The organism is Paenibacillus sp. NRS-1782, from assembly GCF_050467685.1.
Taxonomy (GTDB): domain Bacteria; phylum Bacillota; class Bacilli; order Paenibacillales; family Paenibacillaceae; genus Paenibacillus; species Paenibacillus terrae_A.
The window spans coordinates 182809-198381 of the sequence record NZ_JBITPH010000045.1; the positions used below are offsets into that span (position 1 = coordinate 182809).

15 protein-coding genes and 1 riboswitch are annotated in these 15573 nt (G+C 49.9%); of the genes, 14 read left to right on the forward strand and 1 reads right to left on the reverse strand.

Annotated features, from left to right (window positions below; all coding sequences use genetic code 11):
* The first annotated feature begins 45 nt into the window (after positions 1-45).
* Positions 46-453: a DoxX family protein gene (locus tag ACIFQM_RS18355; RefSeq protein WP_430038809.1), complete on the forward strand. Its 408-nt coding sequence runs from the start codon at positions 46-48 to the stop codon at positions 451-453.
* A gap of 156 nt (positions 454-609) precedes the next feature.
* Positions 610-2595: a methyl-accepting chemotaxis protein gene (locus ACIFQM_RS18360; protein WP_430038807.1), complete on the forward strand. Its 1986-nt coding sequence runs from the start codon at positions 610-612 to the stop codon at positions 2593-2595.
* Positions 2596-2691: 96 nt separating this feature from the next.
* On the opposite strand, the gene ACIFQM_RS18365 is transcribed toward ACIFQM_RS18360, so the two are convergent.
* Positions 2692-3672 carry a DMT family transporter gene (locus tag ACIFQM_RS18365; RefSeq protein ID WP_430038805.1) on the reverse strand — a complete coding sequence of 327 codons (981 nt, stop codon included), beginning with the start codon at positions 3670-3672 and terminating at the stop codon, positions 2692-2694.
* A 179-nt stretch (positions 3673-3851) separates the two neighbouring features.
* On the opposite strand from ACIFQM_RS18365, the gene ACIFQM_RS18370 reads away from it, so the two are divergent.
* From ACIFQM_RS18370 to cobJ, 12 genes are all read left to right on the forward strand, one after another.
* Positions 3852-4709 (forward strand): LysR family transcriptional regulator, encoded by an 858-nt coding sequence (locus ACIFQM_RS18370; RefSeq protein ID WP_430038803.1) that lies wholly within the window; start codon positions 3852-3854, stop codon positions 4707-4709.
* Positions 4710-4778: 69 nt separating this feature from the next.
* Entirely contained in the window at positions 4779-5492 is a 714-nt protein-coding gene (locus ACIFQM_RS18375; protein ID WP_430038801.1) for a pirin family protein, read from the forward strand.
* A gap of 15 nt (positions 5493-5507) precedes the next feature.
* A complete protein-coding gene (locus ACIFQM_RS18380) occupies positions 5508-5843 on the forward strand; it encodes a hypothetical protein (RefSeq protein WP_430038799.1) in 336 nt (111 codons plus the stop codon).
* A 176-nt stretch (positions 5844-6019) separates the two neighbouring features.
* Positions 6020-7645, forward strand: a complete 1626-nt coding sequence (locus ACIFQM_RS18385) for a spore germination protein (protein WP_430038797.1) — start codon at positions 6020-6022, stop codon at positions 7643-7645.
* Positions 7645-8865 (forward strand): Ger(x)C family spore germination protein, encoded by a 1221-nt coding sequence (locus tag ACIFQM_RS18390; protein WP_430038795.1) that lies wholly within the window; start codon positions 7645-7647, stop codon positions 8863-8865. The genes ACIFQM_RS18385 and ACIFQM_RS18390 overlap by 1 nt, the downstream gene beginning before the upstream one ends.
* Positions 8858-9082 carry a hypothetical protein gene (locus ACIFQM_RS18395; protein WP_430038793.1) on the forward strand — a complete coding sequence of 75 codons (225 nt, stop codon included), beginning with the start codon at positions 8858-8860 and terminating at the stop codon, positions 9080-9082. Before ACIFQM_RS18390 ends, ACIFQM_RS18395 begins: the two co-directional genes overlap by 8 nt.
* 40 nt (positions 9083-9122) lie before the next feature.
* Complete coding sequence (locus ACIFQM_RS18400; protein ID WP_430038791.1) at positions 9123-10235, forward strand: GerAB/ArcD/ProY family transporter; 1113 nt, start codon at positions 9123-9125, stop codon at positions 10233-10235.
* Positions 10236-10303: 68 nt separating this feature from the next.
* Complete coding sequence (locus tag ACIFQM_RS18405) at positions 10304-11458, forward strand: GerAB/ArcD/ProY family transporter (RefSeq protein WP_430038789.1); 1155 nt, start codon at positions 10304-10306, stop codon at positions 11456-11458.
* A gap of 101 nt (positions 11459-11559) precedes the next feature.
* Positions 11560-12405: a uroporphyrinogen-III synthase gene (locus tag ACIFQM_RS18410; protein ID WP_430038787.1), complete on the forward strand. Its 846-nt coding sequence runs from the start codon at positions 11560-11562 to the stop codon at positions 12403-12405.
* A gap of 170 nt (positions 12406-12575) precedes the next feature.
* Positions 12576-13130 carry a TIGR00730 family Rossman fold protein gene (locus ACIFQM_RS18415; RefSeq protein ID WP_430038785.1) on the forward strand — a complete coding sequence of 185 codons (555 nt, stop codon included), beginning with the start codon at positions 12576-12578 and terminating at the stop codon, positions 13128-13130.
* Positions 13131-13187: 57 nt separating this feature from the next.
* Positions 13188-13371, forward strand: a riboswitch (cobalamin riboswitch).
* The gene (locus tag ACIFQM_RS18420; RefSeq protein WP_430046858.1) at positions 13330-13557 is read left to right on the forward strand and encodes a hypothetical protein; all 228 of its coding nucleotides are present in this window, start codon (positions 13330-13332) and stop codon (positions 13555-13557) included. (Overlaps the previous riboswitch by 42 nt.)
* Before the next feature lie 128 nt (positions 13558-13685).
* On the forward strand, positions 13686-15524 hold the full coding sequence (gene cobJ, locus ACIFQM_RS18425) for a precorrin-3B C(17)-methyltransferase (RefSeq protein WP_430038781.1): 1839 nt from the start codon (positions 13686-13688) through the stop codon (positions 15522-15524).
* The last annotated feature ends 49 nt before the right edge of the window (positions 15525-15573 follow it).

Sequence of the window (15573 nt, forward strand, 5' to 3'; positions counted from 1 at the left end):
GTGTTCTTTACCTAATCTGTACACAAATGAAAAGGAGATGAGCATATGAATCAAACACTTACGAATATTGGATTATTGTTGGTACGAATCTTTACAGGGGTCATCTTTATTGTTCACGGGTTACAAAAATTTCAGGGATTAGACGGAACCTCCGGTTTCTTCCAAAGCATCGGGCTTCCTGGGTGGTTGGCTCCTGTGGTCGCTACAGTTGAGCTAGTTGGCGGTATTGCGCTTGTCCTGGGCATCGGGACACGACTCGCCGGGGCAGCATTGACCATCGTTATGATCGGTGTATTGCTGACTGCTAAAAAAGGACAACCTTTTGGTTCGATTGAATTTGATCTTCTGGTTTTGTTTTCCAGTCTACAGCATGCGTTGGTTGGCACACGTTTTCTTTCGCTGGATCAGTTGTTCAGCCGTAAAAAGCATGAAAGCAGTAACGTACAGGTCTAAATGATCATATTAACCGCGTCCTCAGTCTCAGGGCGCGGTTTTTTTGTTTTGCTCATTACGAAAATTGGATGTGAATCATTTGCTTTATTTAACCGATATAACTTCCATCGAGTGTAATATTAAAAACATAGCTTTTCAAGTAAAGGGGAAAAACACATGGAAAAAATACAAAAGAGAAAAACCATTTGGACACTCAGGAACAAGCTGATTTTAGGATTTTTACTTGTTTTGTTGTTACCAAGCTTAAGTATATCTATCGCGACCTATAAATCATCATTTAATGCTATGGAGAAACAGCTCTACAGCAGTGCAAATCAGGGGGTAGCGACGGCCAACTCAATTATTGAATATGCAATCGCCAGTAAAATTAAAGATGCGAGTTATTTGGCGGAGCGCCTCGACAGATCGATGATTGATGGTCAAAATAGTCCGTTGATTCAGCCTGAGCTGATCCAATACAAAGGCTTGCATGAAGATGCGAACGATATTTTTGTCGGTACAACAGAGGGCCTGATGATCCGCGGCGTACCCAAGGAGAACGAAGGGACATTTGATCCCCGCAAACGACCTTGGTACATCGAAGCGATGAAGCAACCCGGTAAGGTGATGATCACTCCTGTCATCATCAATTCTTCGGGTATTCCTGTTGTCGTGGTATCTCAAACGCTCTCCGACCAGTCCGGTGTTCTGGGGATCTCTCTAAATCTGGAAAGTGTACGTAAGCTGGCTTCCATCAAAATAGGACAGGAGGGGTATATCGTCATTATGGACCATACGAAAAAATTTGTGGTCCATCCTACGGCAAAACCGGGTACATCTTCTCAGGAAAGCTTTATTAATACGATGTACACTGCGTCGAGCGGGCACTTTAACTATGTGCATGATAAACATGAGAAATATTTGACCTATGTAACGAATAAGGATACCGGCTGGAAAATTGCAGGAACCTTCTATCAATCTGAAATTAGCGATGCCACCGCTGCCATGCGTTACGTAACTATTTTCGTGCTGGCAGCCTCGTTGATGATTGCGCTGGTTGCTATTTTCCTGATTACTCGTTCCGTTCTGGTGCCGATTCGCAGACTACAAAAATCGGCAGAGCAGATCAGTGAAGGAGATTTGACAGGCGATTTGGAAACGGGAAAAACCGATGAGGTTGGCCAGTTGTCTGCTCACTTCCAAACCATGGTGGATAGTTTGCGCACGATGATTCGAAGCGTACACGAAACCACAGATCGGGTAAGCTCTTCTGCAGAGGAATTGGCTGCGGGTGCTGACCAGACGACCAAAACCATTGAGCATGTCACCATAGCTATTCAGGAGGTAGCAGTGGGCAGCGAGCAGCAGGTTCAAAGCGTCAAACATGGCTCCGTCAGTATGGAGGAGCTTGCTCAGCAGGCAGTGAACGTATCCGAGCGTATGGTGGGCGTATCTGAGCATGTGAAGAGAAACGCCGAGTCTGCTCAAGAGGGTAGCAAGGCAGCTACACAAGCTGTACAGAAGATGCATGACATCGACGAGACGGTTAATGATCTGGGACAGGCGATGGATTCTCTTAGCGAGCGCTCCAGTGAAATTGTGAATATTATCAGCGTTATATCCGGAATTGCTAAACAAACGAATCTGCTGGCGCTAAATGCATCCATTGAGGCGGCACGCGCTGGTGAGCATGGTAAGGGATTTGCCGTGGTTGCTACGGAGGTACGCAAGCTGGCCGAGGAATCTGCGAAATCAGCGACCTTGATTTCAGAGCGTATTGAAGCGATGCAGGCGGATATGGACCACGCTTTGACGGCTATGCATCAAGCGCGGACACGGGTTACAGAAGGCATTGATTCAGTAAGCACGTCTGAGCAATCCTTTGCGGAAATTAGCCAGGCTGTCGAACGAGCGATGGGGCATATCAATGATATTACCGGAGTGACACAGGAAATGGCTCGGGGTGCGTCAGGTGTCGTGAGTATTATGGGCGATATTTCCCATATTTCGAACGAGTCAGCGGGCAATACGGAGTCGATTTCAGCCGCCGCTGAGCAGCAGCTCGCCTCTATTGAGGAAATTGCTTCTTCCTCAGCGGATCTGAGCCAAATGGCTGAGGAACTGCGTGAGCTAGTTGGACGATTCCAGGTCGGAGAGAAATAATAAACGGATAAAAGCGCACAGATTCAGGAGTTTATCTCCTTGTCTATGCGCTTTTATGCTTTTTGCCACACATTGTATGGCTTGTATAGATAGGTACTATCTTTGGAATGATTTACGCCGATCCAAGCGGAAACGGATGCGGCGCGGATTGCGGGAAGGGCGTAGAGAGCTTCTTTGAAACATATTGTTAAGCAGCAGCGCGAAGATGACCAGCACTGTCCCGAATAGCTCAAACCGGCTGATGGTATAGCCTTGGAAATACATAAGCACCAGCGTGGTAATTGGTACAAAGTTAATAAATAAAATTCCGTTCAACGGTGACAGCATTCGGATTCCTGCGTTCCAGCTCAGCAAGGCCGCCAGCCCCGGAAGAAGGATCATAAAGCTCATTTCGTACTTGACCGACCATACATGCTGCCAATCAGGCACCGCAACCCAGTTGAAGGCGGAGGCGGTCGTGACGACTACGAAGGAAACCAGGGTTCCGAGCAGACAGGTTAAGGTAGAGTAGCGAAGGGTGGACCATCCTGCAAAATGGCTACCTCCCATGGAATACACGACCCATCCAATCACTCCTACGAAAATGAGCAGCAGCGGCAGCAAATGCTGTCCGGCGAGTGTGAAAAAGGTCCATTTTCCGTTCGTAATCACGAGTACAGCTCCAGCCAGTGCGATCAGCATACTGATCAGTGTGTATTTTGGCGGCATTTTACGGGTCATGACCCATATCATCGCAATCGAAATCATCGGCATCAGCACTTCCATAATAGAAGCTACAATGGTACCTGCTGCACCCATCGCGTGCTGTCCCTGGAAAACGGCCATATTATAAATGGTAAATCCCATCGTACCAAAGAACAGCAATGTCTTGCCCTTGCCCTCAAAGCGAAAAGCAGCACGTCCCTCTTTGAGCCACAACAGTACAATTAATATGAGCGTAACCGAAAAATAACGTAAAAATGAAAAGTACAGCGGATTGACCTGTTGCAATGCAATGTGCGAAACCGGAAACATGGCTCCCCAGGACATACTGGCGATCAGGCACAATAAAGATCCGGTCATGATTTGTCTATTCATGGTGAAAGAAAGCTCCTCCTTGCCGGCCTCAGCGGACATATCTTATGGACACATCATAATGGACAGGGAGCTATTGGTAAAATGATTGAAAATAAACGTTAACATCATTTAAAATGATAATAAGTAACAAGGCGCGTCAATTTTGATGGCCTTGCTCATCACGATAAGGGGGAGCAGTGGTGGATCTGAACGATTTAAACATTTTCCAGACGGTGGCTGCTCATGGCAGTGTAAGTAAGGCGGCAGTCGAGCTTAGCTATGTCCAGTCCAATGTAACGGCCAGAATCAAGCTGCTGGAAAAGGAGCTGCAAACGCCTTTATTTTATAGACATAAGCGGGGCATGATCCTCAACGCAGAGGGCAAGCGTCTGCTGCAATATACGAAAAGCATTTTGTCGCAATTCGAGGAAATGAAACATGCGTTTCAGAGTACCTCTGCACCTTCGGGGGTACTGGAGATTGGCATTGTGGAGACGGTGATCGCGCTCCCGGCGATTTTACATGCTTATTACAGCAAGTACCCGGATGTCGAGCTGTCCCTCAAGGCCGGGGTTACGGAGCACCTGGTACAGGAGGTTGCGGAGATGAGGCTGGATGGAGCCTTTGTAACCGGACCGGTGAAGCATCCCCTCATTGAACAGTTGGATGTGTTCCAGGAAAAGCTGGTCCTCGTTTCACAAGGAGATGAGTTTTCCGTTGAGGATGTAACAACCCGTCCGCTCCTTTTATATAAAAAGGGCTGTGGCTACCGTGGGCGGCTGGAAACCTGGCTCCAGATGGAGGGGATTATCCCCAAGCAGATTATGGAGTTTGGAACATTCGAGACGATTATTGGCAGTGTGGCGGCTGGCATTGGAATGACGGTTTTTCCTGAATCCTCGATCAGCGGGCTGGCGGCTCAGGGTCTGGTGCATTGTCATGCAATGCCTGAGCCGTACAACGAAGTGACAACGGTATTTATCCGTCGTAAGGAAGCTTATGTGACCAGTACCTTGCAGTCTTTTATGGATGAAATTATCGCTCAGACAGGGGCATAGCATTATCTTTGGGGCTCGGGTACAATGAAAAAGATTTGATCTCACTTTTGTTCCAGAAGGAGGGCTACTATGTTCACAATATATCCGGCTGCTTCCCGATTCAGCTTCGATAAGGGATGGCTGCGGGGCAGTCACAGCTTTTCATTCGCTGAATATCAGGATGAGAACAATACAGCGTTTGGCCCCATGCGTGTCTGTAATGACGACGTGATCGCACCGGGCCGGGGCTTTGGGGCGCACCCGCACAGTGACATGGAGATTGTCTCCATCGTGCTGTACGGCGAGCTGCGTCATGAGGATAACCGTGGGCATGTGGCGGTGACGAATTTTGGAGGTATCCAGCGGATGTCTGCGGGGCACGGGATCATCCATACAGAGCACAACGCTTCGCAAACGGAGGATGTCAGTTTACTTCAATTGTGGTTTAGCCCGCTCACGAGAGGACTGGAACCGTCGTATGAAGCTACAGCGTTCGACCCTGAGCGTCTGCACGGTCAGCTTCTGCCTGTCGTTGCCGGGAAGCGTGTTCCGGGTACGGAGGGAGAAATAGCTGCCATTCATCAAGATTTAACGATGTATCTAAGCAAGCTTCAGCCCGGAGAGCGTGTGGAATACGCACAGTCCGAGGGACGGCGCGTATTCTTGTTCGTCATCGAAGGCTCGCTGCGTGTGAACGGTGAACATAGGCTAGACGTGCGCGATTCGGCCCGTATTGAGCAGGAGCCGAGGCTGTCGCTGGAGGCGCAGGAGCCTGTCTTTTATATGCTGATTGATTTGCCCTAAAAGGAGGTGCGCGCAATGGCGCAGCAGGAAACATGGCTGATTAAGCACGCCGTCACGGGTCGCAGCTTTGCTGACAGCCGCAAGCAGATTTTCGATTGCCGTTTGGCATCGACAGACGGCGTGTTTCGCTTCACGCTTCAAGAGCTGCCGCATGAGGCAGCGAAGGAGATTGTGCGTTATAGCGGGGAACTGAATGTATTCCGTTTTGTAACGCCGGAGGACGGAGCCATTGTGAAGCATTGGTATTACGTCACCCCGGAAAGCGTACAATACGATGAGCAGACCGGGGAGCTTACATTTCAAGCCGGTTCTGAAATTGAATACCACCCTGACGAATATTGGGGGGATTAATCTCTATTTTATTCACCATTTTATGACGATGCTTTTGGAGACTCTGCGATTGATTGCAGGGTCTTTTTGTCATCTGTTCAACATGCTGAGCCTGTTGGATACATAATCCTGTGCAGGCTGGTACATCCTACATGTTATATTATCTATCCGGCTTATTCGTAAGGGGGGAAATAAAGATGAAAAAAGGACGCTTTCCCAAGCTGCCGAGATTACCGTGGAGCCGAAGAGCGGTGCCGGCCCCGGACCGCAAGGCGCGAGATCCTCGTGTTCCCAATGGCCTGCCTGAACCACTGTGGCTGGAACAGCCGCTTCGGAGCAGTTTGGATGACAATTTGGCCGCATTGCGCGATATTTTCAAGGATTGTTCTGATGTTGTCTATCGGGAGCTGATGATTTCCCCTGAACGCAAAGGGCTATTGGCTTATATTGAAGGCACGGTGAAATCGGAGGATTTGCAGGATCATATCCTGCGACCTTTCATTTTGGGCATGATGCTTAAGGACCCCGAGGTAAACGGAACATTAGATCCGCTGGATGAAACTCGGATTTCCATGTCCCAGACCAAAACGATGAATCAATGGAAAATGGTCTCGGCGGCGATACTGGACGGCAATGCTGCCTTGTTCGTAGACGGTAGGTCTCGTGCGTATATCTTCAGTGCTAAGGGAGGCGTCCGCCGTGGCGTGGAGGAGCCTCAGACCGAGGCGGTTATTCGTGGGCCACGTGAAGGATTTACCGAGACCCTTCGTGTAAATACCGCCTTGCTGCGATTCAAGCTGAAGACCCCCAAGCTCAAGATGTTCAGCATGACCATGGGAACAGAAACCCAAACAGGTGTTGTACTTACCTATATTGAGGGCATCATAGATCCGAAGCTGGTGGAGGATGTAAAAAAAAGGCTTAGCGATATCGAAATAGATGGTGTGCTGGAGACAGGATACATTGAGGAACTGATTGAGGATCACCCGTTTTCACCGTTTCCGGAAATGGAATACACGGAACGTCCGGATACGGTTACCGCGCAATTGCTGGAAGGACGTTTTGCCATTTTTGTGGACGGTACGCCCTTTGCCCTGATTGGGCCAGTCACGATGTGGCAGATGATGCAAGCAAGCGAAGACTATTACGAGCGTTTTTTCATCAGTAACATGGTGCGCTGGATTCGGTTTCTTTTTCTCATATTAGCCCTCTTTTTGCCTGCATTATATGTAGCGGTCACAACCTATCATCAGGATATGCTGCCGACGACGCTCATCCTGAGTATTGCGGCGGCGCGTGAATCTATCCCTTTCCCCGCCTTGGTGGAAGCATTGATTATGGAGATTTCCTTTGAGGCGTTACGGGAAGCGGGGATTCGTCTCCCCAAAACGGTCGGCCAGGCTGTCAGTATTCTCGGTGCACTTGTTATCGGTCAAGCCTCTGTACAGGCGGGAATTGTGTCGGCACCGGTGGTTATTATCGTTTCGCTCACAGGTATTGCGTCGTTTACTATTCCGCGTTTTAACTTTGCGATTACGGTCCGCATGTTACGGTTCCCGATTATGCTGATGGCAGGTGTGTTCGGGCTGTTTGGAATCATTATCGCGACCACACTGCTCGCTACACATTTAACCAAGCTAACGTCGTTTGGTGTGCCTTACATGAGCGGGTATAGCCCATACAATCACATGGACCAAAAGGATATCGTCGTTCGTGCGCCATGGTGGAAAATGACCAAACGTCCTTCCTGGATTGGAAAAGGTAACAACAAACGAGCGAAAGAAAAGATGAATGGATCGCCCACAACCGAGGAGGGATGGTAATGAAGCCCCAATGGTCTGATGCAGGGAAAATGCGTAAAACGGCTGTGCTCAGCTGTTTGCTGCTTTGTTCTGTTCTTTTGGGTGGATGCTGGGATCGCCGTGAAGTGAACGATGTAGCCTTTGTAATGGGGACCGGGTTGGATAAGGAAGGGGATCAATACCGTGTAACGATGCAGATTGCCCTCCCCGGACAGCTCGGTTCCTCAGGAAGCACAGGAGGCGGGGGAGGGACGAGCGGAACCAAATCCTACTACCTGGAGTCTAGAGTAGGCCCCAGCTTTCGGGGGGCAAGTACCGAGGAACAGCGAGGTGTTTCACGAACGTTGAATTATTCCCATCGCCGGGTGCTGTTGTTCAGTGAGGAACTGGCGCGAGAAGGAGTCAGCAATATGATGGATGTATTGGCACGTATCCCTCAGAATCGTCTGTCTTCTTTGGTGGTCATCACGAAGGGAACGGCGCTGGATATGCTTCAGGCGGATGCACCGATTGAGCAATATCCTGCAGAAATGGTGCGCGAGCTAAACTATTCCTATATGAAAAAGCCCCGTTCTATCAAGCTGCTGATGAATTCCATTTTGCTGGAAGGCGTTGACCCGGCTGTGCCGGTAATGTCCCTGGTGAAGAACGGCCCCTCTAATTTGAAGGACAAGAAAACGAATATTCAGGTCGATGGACTGGCTGTATTTCGCAAGGACAGAGTAACCGGCATTATAGATAACCATTTAAGTCGGTTTTTGATGCTGGGTATGGATCAGGCCAAGGATACGGAAATATTTATAACCCCTCCCAAGGGAAGCGGTTATTTGTCTGTGCATATCATCGAAAACAGCGTTCATTTCAAACCCTATGTTCATGGGGATGATATTCGGATGACCCTCCAACTGAACTGCAACGGGAATGTAAGGGAGAATGAGACGACCTTCGATATTTCCAATGAGGCAAACTTGAAGTGGCTGGAGCAGCAGGTAGAACGTCAGATCAAAAAGGATTTGGGTGAGGCTATCCGGGTGATTCAACAAAAATATCATTCTGATGTGCTTGGTTTGGGACGGGTTATCATTACGAGTCTTCCGAATGAATGGAAACGGATAAAACCCCGTTGGGATCAGTTGTACCCCAAGGTGGAAGTCACCATAAATCCGGTTGTGCATATTGAAAATATCGGTGCAGTGACCAAGCCATTCGGGTTCAAGAAGGAGCAAATCCAGAATGAATAAAGTGTTTCTGCTACCTTTGGTGCTGGCGATCCTCTTCATGTATCTGATGGACCGTAAAAGCCTGAACGCCGCACCTGCTGTCAACCGCTGGATCTCACGTGTATTGTACGCCCTTAGTATCGGTATCTGGATCTATGGAACGTCGACACACGGTAATGTCTATATGGCTACCTGGCTGATCCGATGCATTGATATGTGGCTGCCCTCTTCGTTGTAACGAATTGTAATGATGCTTGTGGAAAAAGGAGACGCACCTTATGAAACAGTTCACAACTAGACAAATGGTGCTGCTCGGTGTGCTGCTGGAGACGAATATAACCTTGATACACGCTCCGTCGCAAGCTGGGTCGTATGCGGAACAACACGCCTATTGTACCTGTATGGTAGTAGCCGCAGTATTGTGCTTGCCGATCTGGGCATTGCTTAAGCTTGGGCAGCGTTTTCCCAATCAGGATCTGTTTCAAGCCATGATCAGTTCCAGTGTGGTGATAGGGCGTATACTGCTGCTCCTGTATTTCGCCCTGTTTTTGATCGTGTTTGGTCGGGATTTGTGGATTATTGCCGATTTGGTAAAGGCGGTTCTATTGCCGCGAACTCCCTTTTTCATGATTTCACTTATTATACTGTTAGCCGTCGTTTATATGGCTAGGGGCGGTATGAACACCATCTTGAACATGAGTGAGATTTTTATACCGATATCCATTATGACACTGCTGACCATGCCGTTTTTCTTTGGCAGAAACATGGATTTCTCAGAGCTTAGACCGTTTTTGTATCCAAGTATGACCGGAATCATGAAAGGAAGCTGGTATATGTTTTCGTATATGGCAGACATTCTGATGTTGCCTTTTGTATTGCAAGGGAAAAACTATCGCCCGCAGGGTGCATGGTGGGGCCATTTAATAGGGACTGCTTTTATGGTCTTCATTGTTACACTCATGCAGGTTGTCATTGGGCTTCCCATTCTGACGCGGCTGTTCTACCCATCCTATGAGCTGGCACGTCAGTTGTATATAACGGATTTTCTGGATCGGTTTGATTTATTTGTAGGGGGATTTACGATACCCACCCTGCTTATAAAGGTGGGACTGGATCTGTATATTCTGAGTATGGCTGTCAAACGCTTGTTCCCTCATGTACAGGGTGCTTTGATGGTTTGGCCTGTGGGTTTGCTGGGATATGTCAGCTCCTTTATTATTTTTTCGAACAGTATTCAAATTTATGATTTCAGCCGGGAATGGACGATGGTGATGATTATGTTCTTTATCATTATGCCCTTGGTGCTATGGCTGCTGCTGTGGCCCAACAATAAAGGTAAGGAGCGGGGAAAGGAGTATAAAGCAAGACTTGGAAATGGTCCGGTTCATTAATATGTATATGCCGGCTGTATTGCGGGGTATGTAATAAGTGCCTGCGGGCAAAAGGAGGATGTACCTGCATGAGGCAGTTCACAACCAGACAAATCGTGATGCTTGGTGTGTTGATGGAGGTCAGTATTACCCTTGTACATGCTCCGACGCAGGCAGCGGATTACGCGCATCAGCATGCCTATTGGACCTGTGCGATAGCGGCCATCGTAATATGCTTGCCGATCTGGGCGATGTTGAAGCTTAAGCAGCGTTTTCCCGATCAGGATCTGCTGCAGGCCATGGTCAGCTCCCACCCCGTGCTGGGGCGTATGCTGCTGGCAGCTTATCTTATTTTATTCCTGATCATTTTTGCAAGGGATTTGAGAATTATGACTGATTTTGTAGAGATTGTTCTTTTGCCTATAACTCCGATTGTCGTCATATCCCTTATTTTGCTGCTGACCTTGACGTTTATGGCTAAAGGGGGTATCAGCACCATTGTGAGCATGGCGGAGCTTTTTGTACCGTGGTTGCTTCTGACACTGCTGACCATGCCGCTTTTTTTTGGGCATAATATGGATTTTTCTGAAATGAGACCGCTGTTGCGTCCGGATATAGGGGGAGTTATCCAGGGTAGCTGGCGTATGCTTGGTTATATGGCAGATTTCTTGATGCTGCCCTTGGTGATTTCCGGACTGAGCTTTAATGGACGCAGTGTGTGGCTTGGACATTGTATCGGAACCGCTTTTATGATCATGCTGGTGCTGCTAGAGGAGCTAGTTATTGGTGTTCCTATCATGTCACGGCTGTTTTATCCATCTTATGAACTGGCGCGTCAGTTGCAGCTAACGGACTTTCTGGATCGGTTTGATTTGTTTATAGTCGCTCTTACCGTGCCAACCCTGCTTACAAAGATGGGGTTCGATCTGTACGTTATCAGTTTAACTGTAAAGCGCATGTTTGCCCCTGCCTGGGGGAATTTAATTGTATGGCCTGTCGGTCTGTTGGGTTATGTCTGTTCCTTTATGCTGTTCTCTAATATCATCCAAATCTATGACTTTAGCCGGGAATGGACCTTGGTTATGATTACTTTCTTTGTGCTTATGCCTTTTGTGCTATGGCTGCTACTTCGACCCAAGCCTAAAAAAGATAGCGGCGATCCTAAGCCATCGGAAGAGAAACAGGATAGCACGAGTCAGCAGGAAAACCAGTGCGAAAGTAAGGCAGGACAAGTCGATTTATAAGCTTACTATATTCATCGGAAAAGTAATTCTTATTTGTCTTTTAGCCCCTTGATTGTATACTTGGTAGAAAGGAGCAAGACTTCTACAAGGGGGGAAACAGGATGGCCCAACGCATGGCAGGCAAGCGAGTCGCCCTTGCCGGTCCTCGTAAAGCAGACGAAATGGCGCTGTTGGTTACAAAAATGGGGGGCGAGCCGGTGCTGCGTCCGGCCCAGGGCACAGTTTTTCTGGACGATATCGAGCTGCGTAACGCTATTGTATCGTGGGTGAAGCAGCCGCCGGACTGGAACATTTTCACGACAGGCATGGGGCTGGAGGCACTATTCGATATGGCGGAGGATATGGGAGTAGCAGAACAGATTATGGAGCTGTTGCATTCCTCGAACATTGCAGCACGGGGCTACAAAACGGTCAATGGACTCAAAAAGCGTGGCTTTACGCCAGCTGTACGGGACGAGGACGGAAGCTTGATCGGATTGACGCAGGCCTTTGCCCCATATGATCTGAAGGGGAAGGAAGTGCTGTTGCAGCTACATGGTGATCCGGCTCCCCGACTGGTGAAGTGGCTGGACGAGCAAGGCGCCGTTACCCGGCAGGTGCTTCCCTATAAGCATATTCCGCCGGAGGAGGCAAATTTGCAAGCATTGCTACAGGATATCCTGAACCGCAATGTGGATGCAGTTACGTTCACCAGCGGTCCGCAGATCCGCTTTTTGGCTCAATATGCGAGGGAACAGAAGCAGATGGAGGATGTGCTGGAAGCCTTTCGCCAGGATGTGATCGCTGTGTCGGTAGGCAAGGTGACGGCGCAGTCCATTTTGGAGGAAGGGATCGAACGGATCGTGTTTCCAGTGGAGGAACGCATGGGCGCGATGATGGTGGAGCTGGGAAGATATTTTGAGCATAGCGCTTCGGCGCACGGCTGCGGCCTGGAAGTAGTGAGCTGAAAACTTCCCCATATCCTTGGGATAAAGGGTAAAATGAAGATAAGGGCCTACAGGGTCTTTATCTTTTTTTGTTGGAAATGCATCGACAGAAGTTTTTGTTATAGGGAAAATATTTATTTAATATAATGAAAAAGCCTCGATGCGGATACCAGGACAGGAGCTGAGACGTTATGAATTCCATTTGTGTATTTGCCGGGTCCAGGCCCGGACATTCATCGGTATATCTTCAGGAGGCAGGCAAGCTTGGAGAGGCTATGGCGAGACATCAGGTCCGTTTAATCTATGGAGGCTCCAGCAAGGGGCTGATGGGCGAGGTCGCGGATGCGATGCTGGCAGGGGGCGGTCAGGTCACCGGGATTATGCCAACCCTGTTATTCGATGCAGAGATTATTCACCGGGGAATTACTGAATTTATTGAGGTGGCGAACATGCATGAACGCAAAGCGGTGATGAGCGAAAAGGCTGACGCATTCATTGCCCTTCCGGGCGGATTGGGAACCTTTGAGGAGCTATTTGAGGTGCTGTGCTGGGCGCAAATCGGCATTCATCGCAAGCCCATCGGGCTGCTGAATGTGAACGGATATTTTGACCCGTTGGAGGAAATGGTGCGTCATAGTGTGCGGGAGGGCTTTACCGGAGTTGACCATCCAACGCTGTTGAGTATCTCTGCGGACCCGGACGAATTGTTGCATATGTTAAAAAATAAGGCAGAGAACTTGAAATAAAGCGTTTTTCATGCTTGCGCAACTGATTAAGCCAAGGTTATGATAAGACCCATAATCAAATAGCGGACAGACAAGGTGCCTTTGTGATAGCGAAGGGTAACAGGGAATCGGGTGCAAGTCCCGAGCGGTCCCGCCACTGTAAGGAAGAGGATTTTTTCAGACGTCACTCGTGAGAAAACGGGGAAGACGAAAAAATCTGTTGATGCCGAGCCAGGAGACCTACCTTGATCTGTATGCACCGTTAACCTTCGCGGAGAGGATGGGTGTACGAAATCAGGAAATCAGGCGCACGCTGCTTTTTCCATGTTGGTTACAGGTTTGCGTGGATCAGAACGTGCAGAAGCGTTTCAAGCGTGAACAGGCAGATGGAAAGCAACGGCACGATGGCGGAAGACAAGAAGTGTCTTCTTATGCTGTGTCCGTCTGATGATACGATGCGTACATAGGAAACCCATCCGGGCAGGATGGGTTTTTTTGAGTTACAGGATGTCCATATACAAGTGAAATAGATAGAAGTATGGAAAACATGGCATAGATTTAAGAGGGAGGATAACGATGAGCCCATTAGGAAAATTGCTCGTGATTGGATTCGGACCGGGGGATATGGAACATATCACCAAACGGGCGCTGGACGCGTTGGCCGAGAGTGAGGTCATTATTGGCTACAACACCTATGTGGATCTGATCCGTCCGTTGTTGAATGGACAGGAGATTGTACGCACAGGCATGACGGAGGAAGTGAGCCGTGCGCAGGAGGCGGTTCGACAGGCGGAGATGGGTAAGAAGGTAGCCGTCATTTCCAGTGGAGACGCAGGCGTATATGGTATGGCGGGGCTGGTGTACGAAGTGCTGATGCAAAAGGGCTGGCGCCGTGAGGACGGGGTTGAGGTAGAAGTCGTGCCGGGGATATCGGCGATTCAGTCCTGTGCTTCGCTGCTGGGTGCGCCCGTCATGCATGATGCGTGCACGATCAGTCTGAGTGACCATTTGACCCCTTGGGAAACGATTGTGAAGCGTGTAGAGGCGGCAGCTTCGGCGGATTTTGTCATTGCATTGTACAATCCGCGGAGTGGCCGACGTACACGCCAGATTGTTGAGACGCAGTCCATCTTGCTGCGTTACCGTGATCCGCAGACTCCGGTTGGGCTGGTCAAGAGTGCTTACCGTGACCGTCAGCAAGTAATAGTGACGACGCTGGAGGACATGCTGAACCATGACATTGGCATGCTGACGACTGTCATTATAGGCAATTCCTCGACGATGGTGTATGACGGTCTGATCGTGACGCCACGCGGGTATCAGCGCAAGTATACGCTGGGTGCGACCGAGCAGGCGCTCAAGCCGCATCAGCGGCTCCGCACGGAAGCGGAGCCGTGGTCGCTGGGCGCGCAAGAGGATCGCGCGTTGAATGCGTCGCAGGCAGGCGCAGCTCCCGCAGTACCAGCCCCTGCGGGAGCTGGCGGGACCGCGCCCGCTCCTTCCGCGAGCGGTGCTGCTGCGGTTGCCACGCAGGCACGCCCGCAAGTGGTGGCTGCCGTGCAGGCCGCGCCGTCTGCGGCGCAAGCCGGTGCAGCCCCGGCAGCGCTGGCAGCGGAGGCGCTGAGCCGCCTCGCTGCGGGCGGCAAGCTGCCGGGCGAAGCGAGCGCACGCTGGAGCGGGCAAGCGCCCGTCGTGAGCGCCACCGGAACGGCAGCCGTGGCCGGAGCAGTGGCTACGGCCGGGACAGCGACAGGCAGCTTTGGCAAGCCTGCGCTGTTTGAGGTGGGCGTTTCCCCCGGCGTGGGAAACAAAAAGTTCACCGCTCGCCAGATGGCGCTGCTCGCGGAGGTAGCGGGTGATGAAGGCGAGCTGGAGTATACGCCGGATCACCAGATCGTGCTGCGCGTGCCATGCGCAGATCCGGAGGAGCTGGTAGGGCGGCTGCGTGATGAACGATTCATCGTGATGCCGATTGGCGATGTGTTTAAGGTGAAGGCGTGCGACTTCTGCAATATGGAGAAGGATGACGCTGTGCCTGTGGCAGAGCATCTACAGGTTGTACTGGGCGGATTGCAGGCACCCAAGGAAACGAGCATTGCCTTGAACGGCTGTGGTATGGCCTGCTATGGGGCAGTGCTGGAGGATATCGGAATCGTATACCGCAAGGGAGGATACGATCTGTTTCTTGGCGGCAAAAAATTTGGTCGCAACGCTCATGCCGCTCAACCTGTAGCGGAGGGCATTCCGGGAGATCAGATTACGGATATCGTTGAGAATGTCATCGCTGAATATAAGGAAAAAGGGCATCCAAACGAGCGTTTTCATAAATTTTTCAAACGTGTAGGTGTTGTAGCGGGTTTTCGGCATGAAGATGCGCCTGCAATAGTGGAAGTGAATGCCGTCTGTGGTGATTAATGGGCTAGAAAGCCTGTTTTTATGGATGTAAGCATATAGATAAAATAGG

Excerpts from the sequence above, each read along its gene's own strand:
- ACIFQM_RS18355 (WP_430038809.1), top strand. The coding sequence starts at position 46 with ATGAATCAAACACTTACGAATATTGGATTATTGTTGGTACGAATCTTT.
- ACIFQM_RS18360 (WP_430038807.1), top strand. The coding sequence starts at position 610 with ATGGAAAAAATACAAAAGAGAAAAACCATTTGGACACTCAGGAACAAG.
- ACIFQM_RS18365 (WP_430038805.1), bottom strand. The coding sequence starts at position 3,672 with ATGAATAGACAAATCATGACCGGATCTTTATTGTGCCTGATCGCCAGT.
- ACIFQM_RS18375 (WP_430038801.1), top strand. The coding sequence starts at position 4,779 with ATGTTCACAATATATCCGGCTGCTTCCCGATTCAGCTTCGATAAGGGA.
- ACIFQM_RS18380 (WP_430038799.1), top strand. The coding sequence starts at position 5,508 with ATGGCGCAGCAGGAAACATGGCTGATTAAGCACGCCGTCACGGGTCGC.
- ACIFQM_RS18385 (WP_430038797.1), top strand. The coding sequence starts at position 6,020 with ATGAAAAAAGGACGCTTTCCCAAGCTGCCGAGATTACCGTGGAGCCGA.
- ACIFQM_RS18390 (WP_430038795.1), top strand. The coding sequence starts at position 7,645 with ATGAAGCCCCAATGGTCTGATGCAGGGAAAATGCGTAAAACGGCTGTG.
- ACIFQM_RS18395 (WP_430038793.1), top strand. The coding sequence starts at position 8,858 with ATGAATAAAGTGTTTCTGCTACCTTTGGTGCTGGCGATCCTCTTCATG.
- ACIFQM_RS18400 (WP_430038791.1), top strand. The coding sequence starts at position 9,123 with ATGAAACAGTTCACAACTAGACAAATGGTGCTGCTCGGTGTGCTGCTG.
- ACIFQM_RS18405 (WP_430038789.1), top strand. The coding sequence starts at position 10,304 with ATGAGGCAGTTCACAACCAGACAAATCGTGATGCTTGGTGTGTTGATG.
- ACIFQM_RS18410 (WP_430038787.1), top strand. The coding sequence starts at position 11,560 with ATGGCCCAACGCATGGCAGGCAAGCGAGTCGCCCTTGCCGGTCCTCGT.
- ACIFQM_RS18415 (WP_430038785.1), top strand. The coding sequence starts at position 12,576 with ATGAATTCCATTTGTGTATTTGCCGGGTCCAGGCCCGGACATTCATCG.
- cobJ (WP_430038781.1), top strand. The coding sequence starts at position 13,686 with ATGAGCCCATTAGGAAAATTGCTCGTGATTGGATTCGGACCGGGGGAT.